Genomic DNA, 19,061 nt, shown 5'->3' on the forward strand with positions numbered 1-19,061 from the left:
TGTAAATTTATTAATTAGGAGCATAGTTACTAGAGGCGAGTTCTATGTGTTGCCTTAAAAAGTAAACAACGATAAACACATGAAAATATTTTTGATTGGATACATGGCTTGTGGAAAATCCACCATAGGCCGCAAGTTGTCGCAAGAGTTAGGTGTACCTTTTATCGATTTGGATAAATACATTGAGGAAAAGTACTTTAAAGCCATTCCTCAGATTTTTGAGCAGGAAGGAGAAGATGCTTTCCGTAAAAAGGAGCAGACATCTTTAAAAGAAGTTGCCGAATTTGAAAATGCAGTAATTGCAACGGGGGGTGGTGCTCCCTGCTTTTTTGACAATATGGATGTGATGAATCAATCCGGGCTTTGTGTCTTTTTAGATGTTGATGCTGAAGAATTGGCCAGTCGGTTGATGCAATCTAAAACAGAACGTCCGTTGATCAAAGGAAAGTCACCGGATGAATTGGTTGATTTTATTGAAAGCATGATGGCTAAACGGCGTCCGTTTTACCAAAAAGCCAAGTGTATACTCAAAGGAAAAGATATTCAGGCTGAAGATGTCATTGCTGAAATGGAAGGAGAAAAGTGAATAAGTTGGAGATTTGTGCATTGGCCTCCGGAAGTAATGGAAATTGTTACTATGTGGGGAATGAGACGGAAGCTTTGTTGATTGATGCAGGTTTATCAGCCAGACAGCTGCAATTGCGTTTAGCCGAAAAGCAGATTGACCAAGCAAAAATTAAAGCCGTATTAATTACACACGAGCATAGCGATCATTGTCGTGGAGCAAGGGTCTTGAGTAAACGACTTCACCTTCCGGTTTACCTCACTAAAAAAACTTTTTTGGCGATGCGCAAAGCAGTTCGGCCAGATACCCCAAGATGGTTCGAACCAAATTTTGAATTTCAATTGGGCGAATTCTCCGTTTTCCCATTTGCCAAACAACACGATGCTGCTGATGCCTGTTCATTCCGAATTTCGTATGCAGGCAAGCATGTTGGCGTAATGACAGATATTGGGGAAGCTTGCGAAAAAGTGAAAAGTGAGTTTGCCAAATGTCACGCTGTTTTTCTGGAAAGCAACTACGATGAAGAGATGCTAAAGAATGGTCGATATCCCTATCATCTCAAGCAGCGTGTTGCTTCGTCAATTGGGCATTTGTCAAATGATCAGGCTTTTGTGCTTTTGAGGGAGTTTGCCGGTAATGAACTGCACACCATTCTTTTAAGCCATATTTCAGGAGAAAATAATACTCCTGAAAAAGCTTATAGTGTATTTGAGCCATTAAAGGAGCAGTACCTGATTGAGCTGACATCGCGGCATCGGGCAACAGAGATCCGCTCAGTATAAATTTGCTTTTTTTCAGAATGTATAATTCAAAAAGAATTGCCATCCTCTGAAGTCTAATGAACTGCTGCTTCTCGCAATCTCTACGGAATATCGTCCTTCCAGGCTCCAATGTTCAATGGGGTGAATCGAAACACCGGCTAAAAGACCAAGTGGCACTTTTTCTAAACTTCTTTCCTGTGCTGTATATAATTTATTTGTGTGGTTATATTTCAGCTCATGGTTAAGCCTAAAACCGATTTGTCCCCCGGAATAAATGGCTATTTGTTTGATTGGTTGGAACTGGATGAAAACGGGGATATCCAAATAACTGCCTTTGGCTTTCACTTCCCAGGAATCTCGATAAGGCTCTTCAAAGGCTTTCTTTACAAAGAGGAATTCAGTCTGGATGGATATAAATTTATATACTTTAAAATTCGAAGCTGCTCCGAACTGGTACTTCCCGATCGGGTCATCTATTTCAGAAGAGTAGAAATAGTTTGGGCCTAATTTAAATCCAAATGTACTCTTTTGTGCTGATAGTGATGTTGTTAAGATTGCGAACAAAAGGGAGATAAAATAAATTTTCATAAATGTTAATTTATTACAGGGCAAGAATTACAATCTTGCCCTGTGGTTTAATTATCTTGTTTCAAAATGCAATGTGAGGTCTCCTCCGATCGTTAAGTCTATTATTTCAGGATCCCAGAAATACAACCAATCAGTTCCAAATTGTTTTTCCTTTGATTCTCTTTCGAATAGATTAATCGTCCCACCAAGGGTTGTTTCAATCGCTGCTGTCGAATCAATTTTTATTGGAATTTTTGTTTCAAAGCTGAAGTTGACTTTGCCTAGCCAAGAACCATCATTCTCATAACAATTTATTGTCAGGACAGAAGCAAAAAAGTTGCTATCCCAATTTCTTAAGGCTTCATAATAGCCCTCAGCGTTGTTTACCTTCCAATGCCGTGTTTGACTTACATCTGGGTCAGGAGCTTGTCCATCTTCAATTACAGGGATAGTTTCTTTACTTACAAGTAAGGACGTTTCTGTTGCTGTGGGGGAGTCAGCAGCAGCGAGAGAAAAACGTACTTCAGGTCCTCCATTTGACCATGATTCGTAGTTGCTGTAATTGGTGATTGTAAATTTTGTTATTACAAGCTTCTGATTTTCATTTCGATAGGGATTGTAGGTCACTTCCCATACTGGTTCTGATTCGCCGGCATCATTAAAAGCTACTACGTAGTAGTGATATTTTTGACCCTTCCCTTCTAGGCTTTTATCTATATAATAATAAGTACTGCTATTTAGGGTTGCGATTAAAGTATAATCAGTATAGCCAGGGCGTCTTCTGTATAGATGGAATCCAGAATACGACGAGCTGGAGGGTTGCCCCCATCTGAGCTCAATATTGTCTGGCGCTAGATGAGCGATGTACAACTCTCCAGGCCTATTGGGCTCTAAATTTGAGCCTTGTATGTGAGTTGTCACATAAAAGGAGTATTGCTTGGGGGCTGCGAATCGGCCTGTTCTTATTCGATAATAGTATTCACTTCCGGGATTAGTTGCATCTACATCAAGGAAAGAAGTTGTACCAGCAGGGAATTGGCCAACTGTGACATATCCTCCACCGGGTTGTAGTTTTTGTAATTCAAAAAAATCATCATAAGGAGTGACATTATAGTTCCAGGTTAAATATACACCACTCATTGTGAATTCCGATTGGAAACTTGAAGGAGCTTTTGGTCTAGGAAGTGAGATATATTTTAAATTTACTGCTCTTTTGTATGAGCCCAAAATATTGCCTTCTTCATCACTCCTTTCATTCAAATTCACAACAACTACAGGGAAATCGGGTTTTTGTTTATTATTTAACAAGACAATTTCGCCATCAGCGTTATAAGCTTTGATTGATTCATCATCTTCTGAATAATCAGAAGTTTGAAAAGCTACAACGGGAATAAAGCTTTCAGAATCCCAATTTGAACAATTGACAGGTACTGAAATTTGTAGCTTCTTGAATTTTTTACTAAAACTCTTTAGATCATACGATTTTTTTTCTTTATCATTCCCATCAATATTGTCTATCAGAAAATCTTCACAAGTTAGATCATCGTTGTTTTCTGTTTGTATTTTTTTCGAATTGAATAAATTCCAAGGGATATCATAATCCCCATCAATTTTCCTTTCTGCCTCTTTTTTTATTAGATGTCTGAATTTTTTGTTTTTTAACGATTTCGCTACCGCTTTTGAAAATTTATGAATGTACTTGTCGTACTCGCTTTTTGTTTTTTCAAGTTCTTTGCTTTTTAACTGTGATTCGTTAAGAATCTCTGATGTTGATGGACTCTCTATCATGTCATTATTACATGAGTCCATTAAAACAATAAATCCGAATAAAAATAGGATCGTAAATAAATTTTTCATTTCTTTAAATTTTGTGTTTGGAAGTTGCACCTTCCAGATATTGATAATTGAATAATTTGGCCCTTCGAGATTAACGAAGGGCTTTTTATTTAAATCAAAATTAAGCAAAATAAAAAGAAAAGAAAATATTTTCTTTATGTTTTATGGGGGGTATTTATAATTATTCTAAATAAAAAATATAATTACTTTGTTATTCATCCCGATATTGAAATGAGTCAAAATTATAGTTGTAGCCCATAGGGCTAGAAAAAAAAAGCCTGACCGAAGCCAGGCTTTTAATAATACAAGTAGTGAAAATATCGTTAATTGAAGGAGCTGACTTTTAAAGTACCCGCTCCAATCTCAGAATTAGTCTACTTTAGTAACGTTCGTTGCAATTGGACCTTTGTTTCCTTGTCCAACTTCAAATTCTACAGTCTCGTCTGTTTCCAGACCAGCGTAGGCATCGACTAAACCAGAACGGTGAACAAAGATATCTTTGTTATCCTCGGTTAGGATAAATCCAAAACCTTTGGTTGCGTCATACCATTTTACAGTACCTTTCATAATCAACCTCCTGAATTAGTAGTTTGATCTGAAATTGTTGTCTCTACGGCCACCACCGCCGCCGTAACCGCCGTTACCACCGCCACGGCTGTTGCCGCCACGGAAGCCACCGCCACCACGATTGTTGTCTCTCTTTTTCTCGATAGACTCATTAACAACCATAGAACGTCCTTCGACTTCTGCGCCATTCAATTCTTCAATGGCTTTTTTAGCTTCTTCTGCGTCAGGCATTTCAACGAATCCGAAACCTTTACTTCTACCAGTGAATTTATCAGTGATCAATTTTACTGAGCTTAATTCACCATACTCCTCAAAAATCTCACGCATATCATCTTCAGTAATTGCGTAATTGAGGTTTCCTACAAAAATGTTCATAATAAAAAAATAAAATATGTGAGCGACAAATGTATACTATATTTTACGACTAAAAAAATTAATTGAGCAAAATAAACGAATTATCTATCCTTTTTCTTTGCGTTGAAAATCAATTAAAAAGACAAGGCTATGACTGTGTTAGCTCAATGTCAGTATATGATTTTACGATGTCGCGAAGGTTGTAACTCGATGCCATAACCTCACCGTACGCGCCCGCTGAATGGATGGCAAGTAGATCGCCGCGTTTTGATCCCGGCAAGTCAATTCCTTTTGCAAAAACATCAGTGCTTTCACAAATCGGACCTACAACATCATAAGTTTGATGTGGCAGCTTCGACGTAAGGTTGCTAATTTGGTGTTTTGCCTGATAAAGCATCGGACGAATGAGTTCAGTCATTCCAGCATCTGTAATCAGGAATTTGATGTTTAGCCCTTTTTTGACATAGAGGACTTTGGTAATTAAATGTCCGCACTGTCCCACAACTGATCGGCCTAGTTCGACATGCAATTCCTGATTTGGCTTCAATTTAAGGTGATCGTTAAAAGCTTTAAAGTAGGCTTTAAAATCAGAGAATGGATTGGATGTTGGATTTTCGTAGTCAATACCCAGGCCTCCGCCAACATTAATATGCTGCAGGTTGAATCCTTGATCTTCGAACCATTTCGAAATGGTATTGATTTTCTGACTCAGCTCTTTGAATACGCAGATGTCGGTGATTTGTGAGCCAATATGAAAATGTAGTCCGGTGAATTTGATGTGATTAAACGATGGGATCAACTTGCTGAGTTTTTCAAAATCCCAATGGTTAACTCCGAACTTGTTTTCGTTTAATCCGGTGGTAATATATTTGTGTGTTTTTGGATCGACGTTGGGATTGATGCGAATGGCTATTGGGGCAAGTTTGCCCATTTTTCCCGCCAGTTCGTTGATAACTTCAATTTCGGGAATCGATTCGCAATTAAAGCTGAAAATATCGTTTTGCAGAGCTGTTGTTATTTCCTTGTCTGTTTTTCCAACACCGGCAAACGCTATTTTAGAGCCAGGAACTCCATGAGCCCTGGCTTTTATAATTTCGTTTCCACTAACACAATCAGCTCCTAAATTCTGCGAAAATATTGTCTCCAGTACCTTGTCATTTGCATTGGCCTTTACCGCATAGTGAACATGATAGCCATACTTTTCGCTTTCGCTTTTAATTTTCGACAATGTTTTGTGCAACAAATCCAGGTCGTAATAGTAAAACGGAGTCTCCAGCTTTTGAAACTGGCTGATTGTTTTAGGATCGATCATTTTAATTTTCCAACAGGTTATCACTAATAGCCTGAAGCGTTTCTTGCTTGTGATTTGTTGAAACCAGTAAAGAAATATTGTGACGGCTTCCACCATATGAAATCATACGAATGGGGATACCTTCCAGTGCGTCAAATACTTTGGCAGCAAAACCACGCTCTTCGGCAATGATATCACCAACAATGCAAATGATGGTTTGGTTTTCATCAATTTGAACTTCACCATATTCTTTCAATTCCTTAATAATGTCTTTCAATTTCCGGGTGTTGTCAATGGTCAGTGAAACGGCAACCTCCGAAGTAGAAATCATGTCAATCGGTGTTTTGAAAAATTCAAAAATTTCAAAAACACTTTTCAGGAAACCATAGGCCATCAACATTCGGTCGGACTTGATTTTGATGGCAGTGATGCCATCTTTTGCAGCAACAGCTTTAATCCCGCTGCCGCTGGTTTCTGATGTGATTAAAGTTCCACTGTCTGTGGGGTTCATCGTATTTTTCAGGCGAACCGGGATGTTGTGTAATTTAGCCGGAAGTACCGTTTGGGGGTGTAAGATTTTTGCTCCAAAATAGGCCAGCTCAGCGGTTTCGTCAAACGAAAGCTGCTCGATCTTTTTGGTGTTGGTAACATAGCGGGGGTCGTTGTTGTGAAACCCGTCAATGTCAGTCCATATTTGTATTTCGTCAGCTTCAATTGCAGCGCCAATCAACGAGGCTGTGTAGTCTGATCCTCCACGTTGAAGGTTGTCGATCTCCTCTTTTTCGTTACGGCAAATAAAGCCTTGGGTGATGTAGTAATCAGCTTCGCCAACCTCTTCCAGTACTTTTGCGATGTTGGTTTTTATCGCTTGTAAATCTGCTGCTTTTTCCTCGTCAATCCGCATGAAATCAAGTGCAGGAAGTAATTTCGTTTTATGGCCATTTTCAAGCATTAGTTGGGTGAAGAAAGCGGTTGAAATTAACTCTCCCTGAGCGAGAATTGTTTGCTCTTTTATTGGGCCAAATACTCCGTTGGCTTGCTTGCGTATCGTATCAAAACTCTTTTTAACGATTTTTAGGCCTTCCTGTTTTCGGGTGTCAGCTTCAAAAAGCTTGTCAACTACCTTTTTGTATTTGCTTTCAAGTTTGCCGATTTGCGAACGGGCAACATCTTTGTTTTTTTTGTACAGATAATCAGAAATTTCAACCAAAGCATTGGTTGTTCCTGACATGGCAGAAAGCACAATCAGCTTTTTCTCTCCATCAGTAATCAGTTTCATTACTGCGTTCATATTTTCAACATTCCCAACTGAAGTACCACCGAATTTTAAAACTTTCATCTTTTGAGCTTTAATCTTTTAACGTATTTTTTCGAGGCACAAAGATTAAAAATTTTTGCTAATTTATAAAGCGTTGCGCCAAGCGTAGTGAATATTTATTCATTATTTTTGAATTAATATTAATCAATGGCTGGTTGAATTGGGTTTCGAAGGATTTGAGATGCGTGAGGTCAATCGTTTAATCCCTAATATTCTATTTTAGATTTCACTGTCTTTCGAGGTGTTGTAGAATATCTTAATTATTTGTAAAATACTCGTTAAATTTGAGGTGAAAATATTTTGTGGATGTCCAAGTCTCTTCTCAAGAGATTTATGTGCAGCTAGGGGTGGATGCACGGACATCCACTTTTTTTTGTCTTCTTTGATAAGTATTCCGTTCTAGAAATTTCCAAAAATAGCATGCTTCTCCGAATTGAAATAAATCGTAGAGTAAATGTGAAAGCCTTCGCGGTTAGTTAATAGTTTCCGTTCCATATAGAGTACCGGATCGCCTGTTTTTATTTTTAAAAGCTGGCTTACTGTTCCTGTTGCCTTTATTGCTTTTAATTTCTGTGTCCCTCCTTTTACTTCAATTTGATAGCCTGTTCTTAAGGTGTCGAAAAGTGATTTGTTTTCGAAGGTTCGGCTGGTAAAGCGCGGTAAGTTGATGTTTGGAATGTGGTTGATGTCGTAAAAAACCGGTTGCTCATTCACAAAGCGTAAGCGTTCCATGTAGATGCAGCCAACATCTTTTTCAGCTTCGGTGAGATCAAAATTGAAAGGCATTGGCCACGCTTTTATTTGAGGCTTCTGTATTATTTGTGTTTGTAGGTATTGTTTCCCAATGGCCGAAGAAGTTCCTGAGATCGATAGGATTCCAATATCCTGCGGTGGTTTTTGTACAATGCTACCCTTGCCTTGTTTTTTCTGAATAAATCCATCCTGAACTAAGGCTTCCAGTGCATGTCGAACCGTGGGACGAGTCATACTGTGGACGGCACAAAGCTCATTCTCTGATGGGAGTAAACTTCCTTCCTCGTAAACTCCTGATACGATGTGTCGACGCAGGGTTTCGTATAGCTTTTTGTATTGCGGTATTTTGTTTTCTTCAGTCATATGTTGCGTAATGATGATCAAAAGTAAGAAAAAATATTAATTTTCAATTGTCAACTTGTAAATACAAGTTATAAAATGTAAGTTTACAACCAAGTTTCGTAAAAGTGGCGTGAAGTGTAGCTCTACGAGTTCTTTCATGAAGTTTTGATTATAGGTAATGTATTAACAAGTGAAACTAATATACTATGGCTATTCCGGTAATTATGCCTCGTCAGGGGCAATCTGTTGAGACTTGTATCATTGGAGAATGGTATAAGCAAGTTGGTGATCAGGTGAAGACAGGCGATATTTTGTTTTCGTATGAAACCGACAAGGCTTCGTTTGAAGAAGAAGCCAAAGAAGATGGCGAATTGTTGGCTATTTTTTATGAGGAAGGAGATGAAGTTCCTGTACTAATTAATGTTGCTGTTTTAGGAAAGAGTGGCGAAAGTGTTGAAGAATTTCGTCCAGATGGTGATTCAGCTGAAGGATCTTCAGTAGAACCGAAGGAGGCTCCTGCTGCATCAGATGCCACACCAGCAAAAGAAGAAAAAGCAGTTGTGCTGGATGAGAAACCTGAAGGCAAAATACGCATTTCGCCTCGTGCCAAAGTGATGGCTGAGAAAATGGGTGTGCCATACGAGAAAGTAAAAGGTTCAGGCCCCCATGGACGAATTATTGCTCAGGATGTTGAAGCTGCGTCACAATCCATTCCTAAATTAACTCCGCTGGCTCAGGAAAAGGCACAAGCTGAGAGCCTGGAGCCTGCTAAAGAAACAACCGGCTTAGGTGGGCGTGCGAGCGCAGCTGACCTTATTTCATACAATCCGGTTTATGGCGATGACTTTGAAGTGAAGAAATTGACGAATATCCGTAAGTTAATTGCTAAATCAATGCACCAGTCGCTGCAAAATTCAGCTCAGTTAACACACCATATGAGTGCTGATGCCCGCCAAATTATGGCTTTGCGTAAAAGCTTTAAGAAAAAACTGGAAGCCGGTGAGGTGTCTCAGAATATTACCATCAACGACTTGGTTTGTCTGGCGGTTATCAGGGCATTAAAAAAGTATCCGCAAGCGAATACGCATTTTATTGGTGACAGCATGCGCTGGTTCAAAAAAGTACATTTAGGTTTGGCTGTTGATACCGAGCGCGGGTTGATGGTTCCGGCTGTTAAAAATGCGGACGATTTATCGATCGAAGGGCTTTCATCTCAGCTAAGCACGGTGGCTGGCAATTGTCGGAAAGGGAATATTGATCCCGAATTGTTGAAGCCTGAAGCCGCTAGTTTCACGGTTTCCAACTTGGGAAACTACGGCGTGGAGATGTTTACGCCTGTCATTAATTTGCCGCAAACTGCTATTTTGGGTGTTTGTACCATTGTTCCTCGTCCGAAAGATTTGGGTGATGGCGTGTATGGTTTTGTTCCAATGATGGGACTTTCTCTAACCTATGATCACCAGGCATTGGATGGTGGTGAAGCGACGCTGTTCTTAAGAGAGATCAAAACTCAAATAGAAAACCTGACAATCTAATAAAGAATCAAGATCTAAGAACCGAGAGTCAAGACGCTTCATCTCGAAGTCGGGATTTTGTTTGTCTGGTATCTTGAGTCTTGAATCTAAAATCTAAAAAATGAGTAACAAGTTCGATATAGCAATCTTAGGCGGTGGTCCTGCCGGATATGTTGCAGCCGAGCGCGCCGGAGCAAAAGGAATGCGCGTAGTAATTTTTGACAAAAGAGCGTTGGGAGGAGTGTGCCTGAATGAAGGCTGCATTCCTACCAAAACGCTCTTGAACTCTGCCAAAGTGTTGGAGAATGCCCACGATGCCGGCAAGTACGGGATCAATGTAGGCTCCGATATTTCCATCGACTTCGGAAAAATCATGAAGCGCAAAGATAAGGTGGTCCGCAAACTGGTTTCCGGTGTTGGCGCGAAAATGAAGCACGTCAAAGCCGAAGTGGTGATGGCTGAGGCCGTTATTAAAGAAAAGCGGGCTGATGTGATTACACTAACTGCTGATGGTAAGGATTACCAAGCCAGTCGTTTGCTGATCTGCACCGGTTCAGAAGCAGCAGTGCCGCCAATCCCCGGGTTAGATCAAAATGTAGTTACGACTAATCGTGAAATTCTTCAGCTAAAGAAATTACCCAAAAGTTTGGTGATTATTGGAGGCGGTGTTATCGGAACTGAGTTTGCCGATTTCTTCAACGCCATGGGAACAAAGGTAACCGTGATTGAAATGTTGCCCGAGATCCTGACCGGAGTGGATGAAGACATTGCAGCTTTTGTGCGCAAAGATTTCACCAAACGAGGAATTAACTATCATCTGAATGCAAAAGTAACAGAGCTGAGAGGTAAAGAAGTTATTTTTGAAAAAGCTGGTGAGGCATTTTCAATTACGGGTGAAGAAGTGCTGCTTTCTGTCGGACGAAAAGCGAATGTTGCTGGGATTGGCTTGGAAAATATTGGCGTGGAGCTGGCTCGGGTCGGTGTGAAAATTGACCAATATTGTCGGACGAATGTACCCAATGTTTATGCTGCAGGCGATGTAACCGGTTTTTCGTTGTTGGCACATACGGCTAGTCGCGAAGGCGAAGTAGCTATTAACCACATGATTGGTCGTAAAGATGTGATGCGTTATAATGCTATTCCGGGAGTCGTTTATACCCATCCCGAAATTGCAGGCGTTGGCTTGACCGAATCTGCAGCCAAAGCGAAAGGCATTGACGTGGAAACCCGTCAGCTGCCGATGGCTTATGCAGGGCGTTTTATTGCTGAAAATGAAGGCAAAGATGGATTCTGTAAAGTGATTGTCGGAAAAAAATATAAAGAGATCCTTGGAATTCACATGGTCGGCGGGGCTTGTTCCGAAATGATCTGGGGTGCCTGTGCTCTGATTGAAGCTCAGCTTCGCGTGCAGGATGTAGAGGAAATCGTTTTCCCACACCCAACGGTAAGCGAAATCATCAAAGAAACGATATTCCAGTTCTAACAGTTGACAGTTTTCTGTTAACAGTTTAAAGTTTTGAGTTATGGCAACAGTTGAGCGTTTTGAAGATTTGAAGGTGTGGCAAAAGTCCAGGGAACTTTGTCATGAAATATTTTCACTGGTAACCAGAGATCCCTTTTGTCGTGATTTTGGCTTGGTGAATCAGATTCGAAATAGTTCTGGTTCTGTAATGGATAATATTGCTGAAGGATTTGACAGAGGAGGAAATAAGGAGTTCATCCAGTTTCTGTTTATTGCAAAATCATCTTCAACTGAAGTTAAATCACAACTTTATAGGGCATTGGACTCGAAATACATAACGGAGACTGAGTTTGAGAACTGTTATAGTCGTGCAGATGAAATCGCAAAAATGATATTTGGATTCATTGAATATCTAAAACAATCTGAAATAAAAGGAAAAAAGTATAAATAGTTTTCGGTCTGTAAGTTGGTCGGATTCTGACAACTGACAACTGATAACTTCAAACTGATTTAAAATGCCTAAAGTACAATTTATTGATCCGAAAGATGTCAGGAAAGCTGGTGAAGTGACCTTCAACCCAATTCCTGTCAACCAATACAACAAAAGTATTGAAGAAGAGAAAGCCAATTTCTCGAAAGAAGATTTCCTTCGTATTTATCACGACATGGCTGTCATTCGTGAGTTTGAAACCATGTTGAATGAAATCAAAATCAAAAGTGAATACAATGGAGTTCCTTACAACCACCCGGGGCCAGCTCACTTGTCTATCGGACAGGAAGCGGCTGCTGTAGGTATGGCTTACACCTTGGGTGTTGAGGACTTTATTTTTGGTTCGCACCGCTCGCATGGCGAAATCCTGGCTAAAGGGTTGTCCGCCATCCACAAACTGAGTGACGAACAGCTGACTGAGGTGATGGAAAATCACTTCGACGGGAAAACATTTGCTCCGGTGAAAGCCAATTTTAACGGAACCACCAAGGAACTGGCCATTCGCTTCCTGATTTACGGAACGCTGGCGGAAATCTTTGCCCGCGAAACGGGTTTTAACCGCGGACTGGGTGGATCCATGCACGCCTTCTTTACGCCGTTTGGTGTGTACCCAAACAACGCCATTGTAGGTGGTTCGGGTGATATTGCTGTTGGAGCGGCACTTTACAAGAAAGTAAACCGCAAAGAGGGTATTGTGGTTGCTAACATTGGTGACGCCTCCATGGCTTGTGGACCGGTTTGGGAAGGGTTGACCTTCGCTTCGATGGACCAGTTTACCCAATTGTGGGAAGGCGATATGAAAGGTGGCCTGCCTTTGATCGTCAATGTGATGAACAACCAATACGGTATGGGCGGACAAACCTGTGGAGAAACCATGGGTTACGACATTGCTGCTCGTATTGGTGCTGGCGTGAACAGAGATCAGATGCATGCAGAGCGTGTAGATGGATACAATCCGCTGGCTGTGATTGACGCGTACACGCGCAAGCGTGAAATATTAAAAGAAAAACGCGGACCGGTATTGCTGGATATCCTGACGTACCGTTTCAGCGGACACTCGCCATCCGATGCCTCTTCGTATCGTTCAAAAGAGGAAATTGAAGCCTGGCAAGCGGTTGACTCTATTATTTGGTTTGGTAAAGAGCTGGTTGATGCCGGAATTGCCACCAACGATGAATTAAGCAACATCAATACAGCAAATACTGACCTGATGACCTGGGGATTGAAATTAGCGATCGACGACAAGGTTTCGCCGCTGATGGATATGGAGAAAAATCCTGAATTGATTGGTGAGATGATGTTCTCCGATTCTCCGACAGATAGCATGGAAGAAGGCCGTGAGGCAGAGGTAAACCATCCGTTGGAGGAAAACCCACGCGTGAAACAGTTGGAAAAAAAGGAGCGTTTTGCCTTTGATAAAGATGGCAAACCATTCTCAAAAATTAAGCAATACGGTTTGCGCGATGGCCTGTTCGAAGCCATTGCTGATCGTTTCTATAAAGATCCGACCTTGATTGCTTATGGTGAGGAAAATCGCGACTGGGGTGGTGCTTTTGCCGTATACCGCGGACTGACGGAGGCTTTGCCATATCACCGTTTGTTTAACTCGCCCATTTCCGAAGCCTCAATCGTGGGAACAGCCATTGGTTACGCCATGTGCGGCGGCCGGGTAATTCCCGAAATCATGTACTGCGATTTTCTTGGTCGTGCAGGCGACGAGGTGTTTAACCAGTTGCCGAAGTGGCAGGCGATGAGTGGGAACGTGATTAAAATGCCGGTGGTGATCCGCGTATCCGTTGGTTCGAAATACGGTGCACAGCACTCGCAGGACTGGACGGCTTTACCAGCGCACATTCCCGGATTAAAAGTTGTTTTCCCTGCTACTCCGTACGATGCGAAAGGGCTAATGAACTCAGCACTTCAGGGAACTGATCCCGTGATTTTCTTCGAAAGTCAACGCATTTACGACATTGGCGAGCAGTTCCACGAAGGTGGCGTGCCCGAAGGTTATTACGAAATTCCTTTTGGAGAACCGGATGTGAAACGTGAAGGAAAGGATGTAACCATCTTGAGTATCGGAGCCACACTATACCGCGTGTTGGAAGCTGCTGATCAGTTGCAGGAAAAATATGGTATGAGCGCTGAAGTAATTGATGCCCGCTCCCTGGTGCCATTCAACTACGAACCCGTAATTGAATCCTTGAAGAAGACAGGGCGGATCGTCATTACAGGCGATGCTACTGCCCGGGGTTCTTTCATGAAGGAAATGGCTTCTACAATTACCGAGCTGGCATTTGATGAGCTGGATGCTCCACCTGTGGTGGTTGGTTCACGTAACTGGATTACGCCTGCTTACGAGTTGGAAGATGCTTTCTTCCCGCAGCCAGACTGGATCATTGATGCGATTCATGAGAAAATTGTTCCACTAAAAGGGCACGTAGTAAAAGCTAATTTTACTGAGCCGGAAGCAATTCGTCGGAATAAACTCGGTATTTAATTTTTTTCCTCATAATCTAAAAAGTCTCATGCACCTGACAGCATGGGACTTTTTTTGCTTTTAACAACAATCGCTTGCGGATTTGAGGTACAATCGTACGGCAGCGGAGGGAAGTATTAATATGAACTCTGTTGATTATCGATTAATACTTTGGGAGTGTGTTTTTTTTGTGACGTTTGTCTGGGCTCTGTTGATCGCTTATTAAAAAATTCTTTGCTTCCAGGGTAATTGCGCGCACTGTAGGAGATGGAATTTTTATTTGCTTACAAGCTATTTGTTCAGCATACTCCCTGGCTCTCTCAATATTGCCATTTTCCTTGTAATGTTTAAAAAGACGATACAAAGGAATGAAACGACAGGGAATCATTTCTACAGCATGCTGATATCGCTGTAGTGCCAATCCTATTTTACCCGTTTGTTCATAATTGTAGGCCAATAGCATTTGAAGATCATAGTCATTGAATTTTTTCCGACATTCAGTCAATATAGCATTGCTCTGGATATAGTGGCCAACATGGTTCAGTTCTGCTCCATAGTTATATAGAAATAGGGGGTGATTTTTTAGTGGCGAGTCAAGATATAGTTTTTCGTATTCGGGGAGCATTTCTTCGGTTTGGCCACGTAACGATTTTATGGCTATTTCTTTCCAGTTCATTTCGGCCTGTATTTGCCGAAGCAGGTAAACGATACCGACGAAGCAAATGCCTGCTATTAACAGGCGTAAGCTAATGGCTGCTTTGGTGTAAGTGAGCTTGAATTCTTTGGCGGGCAACATAAACGAGAGGTAAAAGGCAAGTAAAAGCCAGCTTGCGGTATAATAAAACGGGTACGAAAAACAGGCCAGTACAAATAGCGCTGTAAGCGCGCTAAGTACCAGAGGGGTATGTGTTCCCACTTTTCGAATGCTTATGTAGATTACCCAAACGAAGAGAGTAAGGACTAATAGCAAGCCTGCCAGCCCAAATTCGACTGCTACTTTCAGAAACTCGTTAAACGGATGTTTTACATTGTCGGCCAGCAAAGCCAGTTTCGAGTCCGGGTGTTCTTTGAAATAAGCAGCTTGATAGTCCATGTATTTGGACTGAAATGCGCCATAACCATGTCCTGGCAGTGATTTGTCTTTGATCATTTGCCACGAAACCTGCCAAATTAGTAAACGTCCGTTGGTCGAATCTTTTTTTTGTTGATAAAGCAGGAAAGCCCCTCCAAGCAGGGCGGTGGCTACAGGAAGCAAAATCCACCTACGCCTGAAGATAAGCTTGAGCAAGCGTTTACGGTCTATTGCCAACGCAAAAACGATGGTGGAAAAAACAATAGCCAGTGTTCCTGCCCTTGAACCGGAAAGCACCAATGCGACCCAAATAACCAACTGGCTTGCAATAAGGGCGTAGCGTTTCCATCTTTGTAGTTTGCTCAATAGGTACAAACCCAGTGGGAAACCTGTCGCAAGTATGGTAGCAAAGCCTGCGGGATTATCGAAGCTACCGGTTATGGTGAAGTAGCGGGTGGTTCGACGGTAGCCAGCCAGCAAATTGAAATAGTCCGTAAATCGCTTGTACGAAACAAGCCAGGTAAATAGTCCATTTCGCTTGTCTATTGTTTAAACTATGCGGGTTGAATATCTTCCCATAAACTGAAAATAACAGAAGCAAGCATGATATAGCCAGCAACACAAAATAGGACTTCGGGCTATTCATTGAGTCGACAAATTTACCGGAAGTGAGAAATACACTCCCGGTAAAAACACTCCCGGTAAAAATATTAGTGTATAGGACAAGCCCAATATTAGGGCGTTTTCTTTGGGTATACATATTCACCATGTAGCGATTGAAGCTCCTCTAGACTGAATGCATTTATGCCATATTTAATAACTCTAATTGAATCGGGGATGATAAGCTCAAATTCAAACAATTTCTTTTTTTCTTTCGAAAATGTTAGAAAAAAAGGTTTATCATATACGAACAATTCCAAGGTGTCTCTATGTGCCTTTGTTTTCAGCTTCGATAAATTTCGAGCTGATTCAGTTCGAGAAACTTTAAGTTTATTGTTTTTTGAGTCGTATTTTAAAATTACACTAGTGTGATTTTTGCTTGTACATCCTGCTAATCCCAAAATGCACATCATGACAACAATCGCTAATTTCATGTTCATTTTAAATTATAGTTTCACCCAAGATGAGACAAAGTAGATCAAGAAATAGGGTCAGTATCCTTTGACAGTACATGAGCTTGGTTTCATATACGGCTTTTATAAGGAAACTTTCTGGTGAAAATCCTGCCCTGCCTGTAAGCAAAGGAGTTTCCAAAAGATTATTGCAACGAGTAACCGAACTTGCTTTTCGTTTAATTCAGATTTGGCATCGGACACAACAAAAAACTGCGCAAAATTGATAAAAGAGAAGTATAAGTCGTGGTTGAGCCGTTTTTTTAAGTAAGAAGCCGTTTTACTATCTCGGGAATCTAAAGAGTCTGCAAAAGCCTGACTCATGACGACATTGTGCGATTCAAAAAAACTGTCAAAAACCATATCTTGTTTTGTTATGGTAGGTCCGAACATAATAGCAGTATCAACCCCTACGGTTGGACTATCACTCGGTTTGAAATCTAATTTTTTACCTTTTCTTTCAATTACTTCACTATAAAAACGGTAATAATGCTGCCTGTCGCGAATGAAAAGCAATTGATTAATTTCACGTAGTTTTTTAACATCGATAGAGTCTAAAAAGCCTATTTTCTTATTGATGGTTATATGCTGATAATATTCAAAATAGTCATTCAAAAATGTTTCGTACAACTTGGCTTCATCTTCAATTTTGTAGTTGGTATGTAATGTTTCAGTGAAAAATTTGTACATCTGCTTAGGAAGAGACGTATCAACCCTATTATCGCTGGCTATAATGTTCATATTTCCATAAATACAGCATAGATAAGATATAAGTAATAGGCGTTTCATGACAGTTATTTTATACTGTTTACCTTTTGAATAATACAAGTTTAGTAAAATAAAATCAAGAAGAAGTGAAACTTTGTTCAATTTATTCCTGACAAACTGTTTTTTCGCCCCCGCTTCAGCGCGAATCTTTCTTGGATTGCACTTGGTTTGGTTGATATTCACTTTTTAACCCCTTTCTGAAGATATTTTCGCCGATTTTGCTATTTTCATCTTCCGAAATAAAACCGACAATCATGAATGAATTAGCAGTTGGCACACGAGTTTCGCACCCGGTATATGGCGAAGGAATAATCGCCCGATCGCATTTGACGATTTACGAAATCTTTTTTGAACGGGGCGGGAAATCTGAAATGAGTAAGTATAATCCCGACTTGGATGTAGTTGAGGTACCAGCCGATTCCGAGCCACGAACCGGACTTTCATTAGAAGAAATTGAAGAAGTGATCACCTTTGTGATGGACAAATACCAGGGAATTACGCATACGGTAAAGATGGCCGAGAAATGGAAAGATGGCACCCTGGAAATGAAACCCGGCAATCCGGATTTACAGTCAAAAGAAATACCGATTGACGGCTTCTTTCACAAAATCGTGATGCTGCGCGACCGGCTTCGGGTGTTGGAACAAAATATCAACAGCCATTCGAAGTTGGATGATGAAGATAAGGTGCATTTGCAACAGTACATTACCCGGGCGTATGGAAGTTTAACGACATTCAACGTGTTGTTTGCCGATAAAAATGATTACTTTAAAGGGCAAGGAAAGTAGTTCATTGATCGTGTTTTCTTGACATTGAAATCTGCTGATGCATTCCTGATATTTAGCACAAGCGGCTTTGGTGTTTGAACAGGGAAGGTTGGTTTCGTTTCTTAGCAGAAAAGAAATGGGTTGGTATTTTTATGATGCTGCTAGCATCGTCAGATGATCAATTTTTGGTAAATTGAAGGGTCATTCATCTGAATTAAAAAATCATGAGCCAATTCAAACCCACTGAAAAACAAATCCAGCTTTTAAAAGCCATTCCTTCCAGTCAGCTCAAGCGTCCTTCCATGCCGATTGCCGTCTACTTGCAGGAAGCCAACAACTTGTATGTGTGGAGCAAAAACGACTGGCCCGAATTGTTGGATACCGGCTTGTCTGCCGAATTGCTCGATACTTTTATCCTGCGTTTCGAGCTGTTGACTTATTTCCAGGGGAGATGGAACAGTGAAAAACGCCAGTCTCCCATAGCGATGGATGTATTCCAGAATAAGCTGAAGGAAGGCAAGCACTTGTACAGTATGGTTACGCAAAGCTTTCGGTTTGCTTTTCGGCAACATCCGGAGTTGCGGAAAAAGCTCCGGCAAATTGCCCGGAAAAGCCCGCATGCGGCACTGTACCAATCGTTGAATGATTTGGCTGTGCTTGGCAAGGTTCATCAGGACTTACTTCAATCCATCGGTTTTGACCTGTCAGCGCTGGATCAGGCGCGGCGATTGAGCGACGAACTTCCAGGATTGGATGCTGCTGCTCATCAATCTCAAAGCGAAATAAAAGACTTGCGTGACCGGGCTTATGCCTACCTGAAGCAGGTGGTGGATGACCTGAGCACCTGTGGCAAATACGTCTTTCGTAATGATGAGAACAAGCGTGCCGGTTATCGGAGTCAGTACATGCATCGGAAAGGTAGGGCTCAAAAACAATCCCGAAATAATAAAAAAGAGCCTGCAGAACAGTAAAATGTTATTGCAGAATAGTTCTTCATTATGATTTGATATTCTGCACGATATATTTTGTATTCTTCAAATTAAATT

At 41.1% G+C, this 19,061-nt stretch carries 18 protein-coding genes; 8 read left to right on the forward strand and 10 right to left on the reverse strand.

Annotated elements, in window-relative coordinates:
- The first annotated feature begins 79 nt into the window (after positions 1 to 79).
- On the forward strand, positions 80 to 586 hold the full coding sequence (locus ACTB00_RS04060) for a shikimate kinase (protein ID WP_463298667.1): 507 nt from the start codon (positions 80 to 82) through the stop codon (positions 584 to 586).
- Positions 583 to 1,347, forward strand: coding sequence for an MBL fold metallo-hydrolase (locus ACTB00_RS04065; RefSeq protein ID WP_463298668.1), 765 nt, complete (start codon positions 583 to 585; stop codon positions 1,345 to 1,347). The genes ACTB00_RS04060 and ACTB00_RS04065 overlap by 4 nt, the downstream gene beginning before the upstream one ends.
- Positions 1,348 to 1,359: 12 nt before the next feature.
- Here the strand turns inward: ACTB00_RS04065 and ACTB00_RS04070 are convergent, their stop codons facing one another.
- From ACTB00_RS04070 to ACTB00_RS04100, 7 genes are all read right to left on the reverse strand, one after another.
- Entirely contained in the window at positions 1,360 to 1,914 is a 555-nt protein-coding gene (locus ACTB00_RS04070; RefSeq protein WP_463298669.1) for an outer membrane beta-barrel protein, read from the reverse strand.
- Positions 1,915 to 1,965: 51 nt separating this feature from the next.
- Positions 1,966 to 3,750 carry a DUF3103 family protein gene (locus ACTB00_RS04075; RefSeq protein ID WP_463298670.1) on the reverse strand — a complete coding sequence of 595 codons (1,785 nt, stop codon included), beginning with the start codon at positions 3,748 to 3,750 and terminating at the stop codon, positions 1,966 to 1,968.
- Between the two features lie 348 nt (positions 3,751 to 4,098).
- Entirely contained in the window at positions 4,099 to 4,296 is a 198-nt protein-coding gene (locus ACTB00_RS04080; protein ID WP_159518360.1) for a cold-shock protein, read from the reverse strand.
- Positions 4,297 to 4,311: 15 nt separating this feature from the next.
- Entirely contained in the window at positions 4,312 to 4,671 is a 360-nt protein-coding gene (locus ACTB00_RS04085) for an RNA recognition motif domain-containing protein (protein WP_159518358.1), read from the reverse strand.
- 127 nt (positions 4,672 to 4,798) lie between these two features.
- Positions 4,799 to 5,962: a diaminopimelate decarboxylase gene (gene lysA / locus ACTB00_RS04090; RefSeq protein WP_463298671.1), complete on the reverse strand. Its 1,164-nt coding sequence runs from the start codon at positions 5,960 to 5,962 to the stop codon at positions 4,799 to 4,801.
- A 1-nt stretch (position 5,963) separates the two neighbouring features.
- Entirely contained in the window at positions 5,964 to 7,280 is a 1,317-nt protein-coding gene (locus tag ACTB00_RS04095) for an aspartate kinase (protein ID WP_463298672.1), read from the reverse strand.
- 378 nt (positions 7,281 to 7,658) lie between these two features.
- Positions 7,659 to 8,375, reverse strand: a complete 717-nt coding sequence (locus ACTB00_RS04100) for a GntR family transcriptional regulator (protein ID WP_463298673.1) — start codon at positions 8,373 to 8,375, stop codon at positions 7,659 to 7,661.
- Between the two features lie 185 nt (positions 8,376 to 8,560).
- Here ACTB00_RS04100 and ACTB00_RS04105 point away from each other — a divergent pair, with 185 nt between their 5' ends.
- From ACTB00_RS04105 to ACTB00_RS04120, 4 genes are all read left to right on the forward strand, one after another.
- Positions 8,561 to 9,889 carry a dihydrolipoamide acetyltransferase family protein gene (locus ACTB00_RS04105; protein ID WP_463298674.1) on the forward strand — a complete coding sequence of 443 codons (1,329 nt, stop codon included), beginning with the start codon at positions 8,561 to 8,563 and terminating at the stop codon, positions 9,887 to 9,889.
- Positions 9,890 to 9,989: 100 nt separating this feature from the next.
- Positions 9,990 to 11,351: a dihydrolipoyl dehydrogenase gene (gene lpdA, locus ACTB00_RS04110; RefSeq protein ID WP_463298675.1), complete on the forward strand. Its 1,362-nt coding sequence runs from the start codon at positions 9,990 to 9,992 to the stop codon at positions 11,349 to 11,351.
- Positions 11,352 to 11,391: 40 nt separating this feature from the next.
- Positions 11,392 to 11,781: a four helix bundle protein gene (locus tag ACTB00_RS04115; protein WP_463298676.1), complete on the forward strand. Its 390-nt coding sequence runs from the start codon at positions 11,392 to 11,394 to the stop codon at positions 11,779 to 11,781.
- Between the two features lie 64 nt (positions 11,782 to 11,845).
- The gene (locus ACTB00_RS04120; RefSeq protein WP_463298677.1) at positions 11,846 to 14,317 is read left to right on the forward strand and encodes an alpha-ketoacid dehydrogenase subunit alpha/beta; all 2,472 of its coding nucleotides are present in this window, start codon (positions 11,846 to 11,848) and stop codon (positions 14,315 to 14,317) included.
- A gap of 142 nt (positions 14,318 to 14,459) precedes the next feature.
- On the opposite strand, the gene ACTB00_RS04125 is transcribed toward ACTB00_RS04120, so the two are convergent.
- From ACTB00_RS04125 to ACTB00_RS04135, 3 genes are all read right to left on the reverse strand, one after another.
- On the reverse strand, positions 14,460 to 15,848 hold the full coding sequence (locus tag ACTB00_RS04125) for an O-antigen ligase family protein (RefSeq protein WP_463298678.1): 1,389 nt from the start codon (positions 15,846 to 15,848) through the stop codon (positions 14,460 to 14,462).
- A 254-nt stretch (positions 15,849 to 16,102) separates the two neighbouring features.
- Positions 16,103 to 16,462, reverse strand: coding sequence for a hypothetical protein (locus tag ACTB00_RS04130; RefSeq protein WP_463298679.1), 360 nt, complete (start codon positions 16,460 to 16,462; stop codon positions 16,103 to 16,105).
- Between the two features lie 102 nt (positions 16,463 to 16,564).
- Positions 16,565 to 17,431, reverse strand: coding sequence for a hypothetical protein (locus ACTB00_RS04135; RefSeq protein WP_463298680.1), 867 nt, complete (start codon positions 17,429 to 17,431; stop codon positions 16,565 to 16,567).
- A gap of 71 nt (positions 17,432 to 17,502) precedes the next feature.
- Here ACTB00_RS04135 and ACTB00_RS04140 point away from each other — a divergent pair, with 71 nt between their 5' ends.
- Positions 17,503 to 18,036 carry a hypothetical protein gene (locus ACTB00_RS04140; protein ID WP_321287527.1) on the forward strand — a complete coding sequence of 178 codons (534 nt, stop codon included), beginning with the start codon at positions 17,503 to 17,505 and terminating at the stop codon, positions 18,034 to 18,036.
- A gap of 203 nt (positions 18,037 to 18,239) precedes the next feature.
- Positions 18,240 to 18,986: a hypothetical protein gene (locus tag ACTB00_RS04145; protein WP_463298681.1), complete on the forward strand. Its 747-nt coding sequence runs from the start codon at positions 18,240 to 18,242 to the stop codon at positions 18,984 to 18,986.
- Positions 18,987 to 19,061 lie beyond the last annotated feature (75 nt).

This window comes from Sunxiuqinia sp., assembly GCF_055140945.1.

Excerpts from the sequence above, each read along its gene's own strand:
- ACTB00_RS04130 (WP_463298679.1), bottom strand. The coding sequence starts at position 16,462 with ATGAAATTAGCGATTGTTGTCATGATGTGCATTTTGGGATTAGCAGGA.
- ACTB00_RS04105 (WP_463298674.1), top strand. The coding sequence starts at position 8,561 with ATGGCTATTCCGGTAATTATGCCTCGTCAGGGGCAATCTGTTGAGACT.
- ACTB00_RS04120 (WP_463298677.1), top strand. The coding sequence starts at position 11,846 with ATGCCTAAAGTACAATTTATTGATCCGAAAGATGTCAGGAAAGCTGGT.
- ACTB00_RS04095 (WP_463298672.1), bottom strand. The coding sequence starts at position 7,280 with ATGAAAGTTTTAAAATTCGGTGGTACTTCAGTTGGGAATGTTGAAAAT.
- ACTB00_RS04145 (WP_463298681.1), top strand. The coding sequence starts at position 18,240 with ATGAGCCAATTCAAACCCACTGAAAAACAAATCCAGCTTTTAAAAGCC.
- ACTB00_RS04115 (WP_463298676.1), top strand. The coding sequence starts at position 11,392 with ATGGCAACAGTTGAGCGTTTTGAAGATTTGAAGGTGTGGCAAAAGTCC.
- ACTB00_RS04060 (WP_463298667.1), top strand. The coding sequence starts at position 80 with ATGAAAATATTTTTGATTGGATACATGGCTTGTGGAAAATCCACCATA.
- ACTB00_RS04140 (WP_321287527.1), top strand. The coding sequence starts at position 17,503 with ATGAATGAATTAGCAGTTGGCACACGAGTTTCGCACCCGGTATATGGC.
- ACTB00_RS04080 (WP_159518360.1), bottom strand. The coding sequence starts at position 4,296 with ATGAAAGGTACTGTAAAATGGTATGACGCAACCAAAGGTTTTGGATTT.
- ACTB00_RS04070 (WP_463298669.1), bottom strand. The coding sequence starts at position 1,914 with ATGAAAATTTATTTTATCTCCCTTTTGTTCGCAATCTTAACAACATCA.
- ACTB00_RS04075 (WP_463298670.1), bottom strand. The coding sequence starts at position 3,750 with ATGAAAAATTTATTTACGATCCTATTTTTATTCGGATTTATTGTTTTA.
- ACTB00_RS04085 (WP_159518358.1), bottom strand. The coding sequence starts at position 4,671 with ATGAACATTTTTGTAGGAAACCTCAATTACGCAATTACTGAAGATGAT.
- lysA (WP_463298671.1), bottom strand. The coding sequence starts at position 5,962 with ATGATCGATCCTAAAACAATCAGCCAGTTTCAAAAGCTGGAGACTCCG.
- ACTB00_RS04100 (WP_463298673.1), bottom strand. The coding sequence starts at position 8,375 with ATGACTGAAGAAAACAAAATACCGCAATACAAAAAGCTATACGAAACC.
- lpdA (WP_463298675.1), top strand. The coding sequence starts at position 9,990 with ATGAGTAACAAGTTCGATATAGCAATCTTAGGCGGTGGTCCTGCCGGA.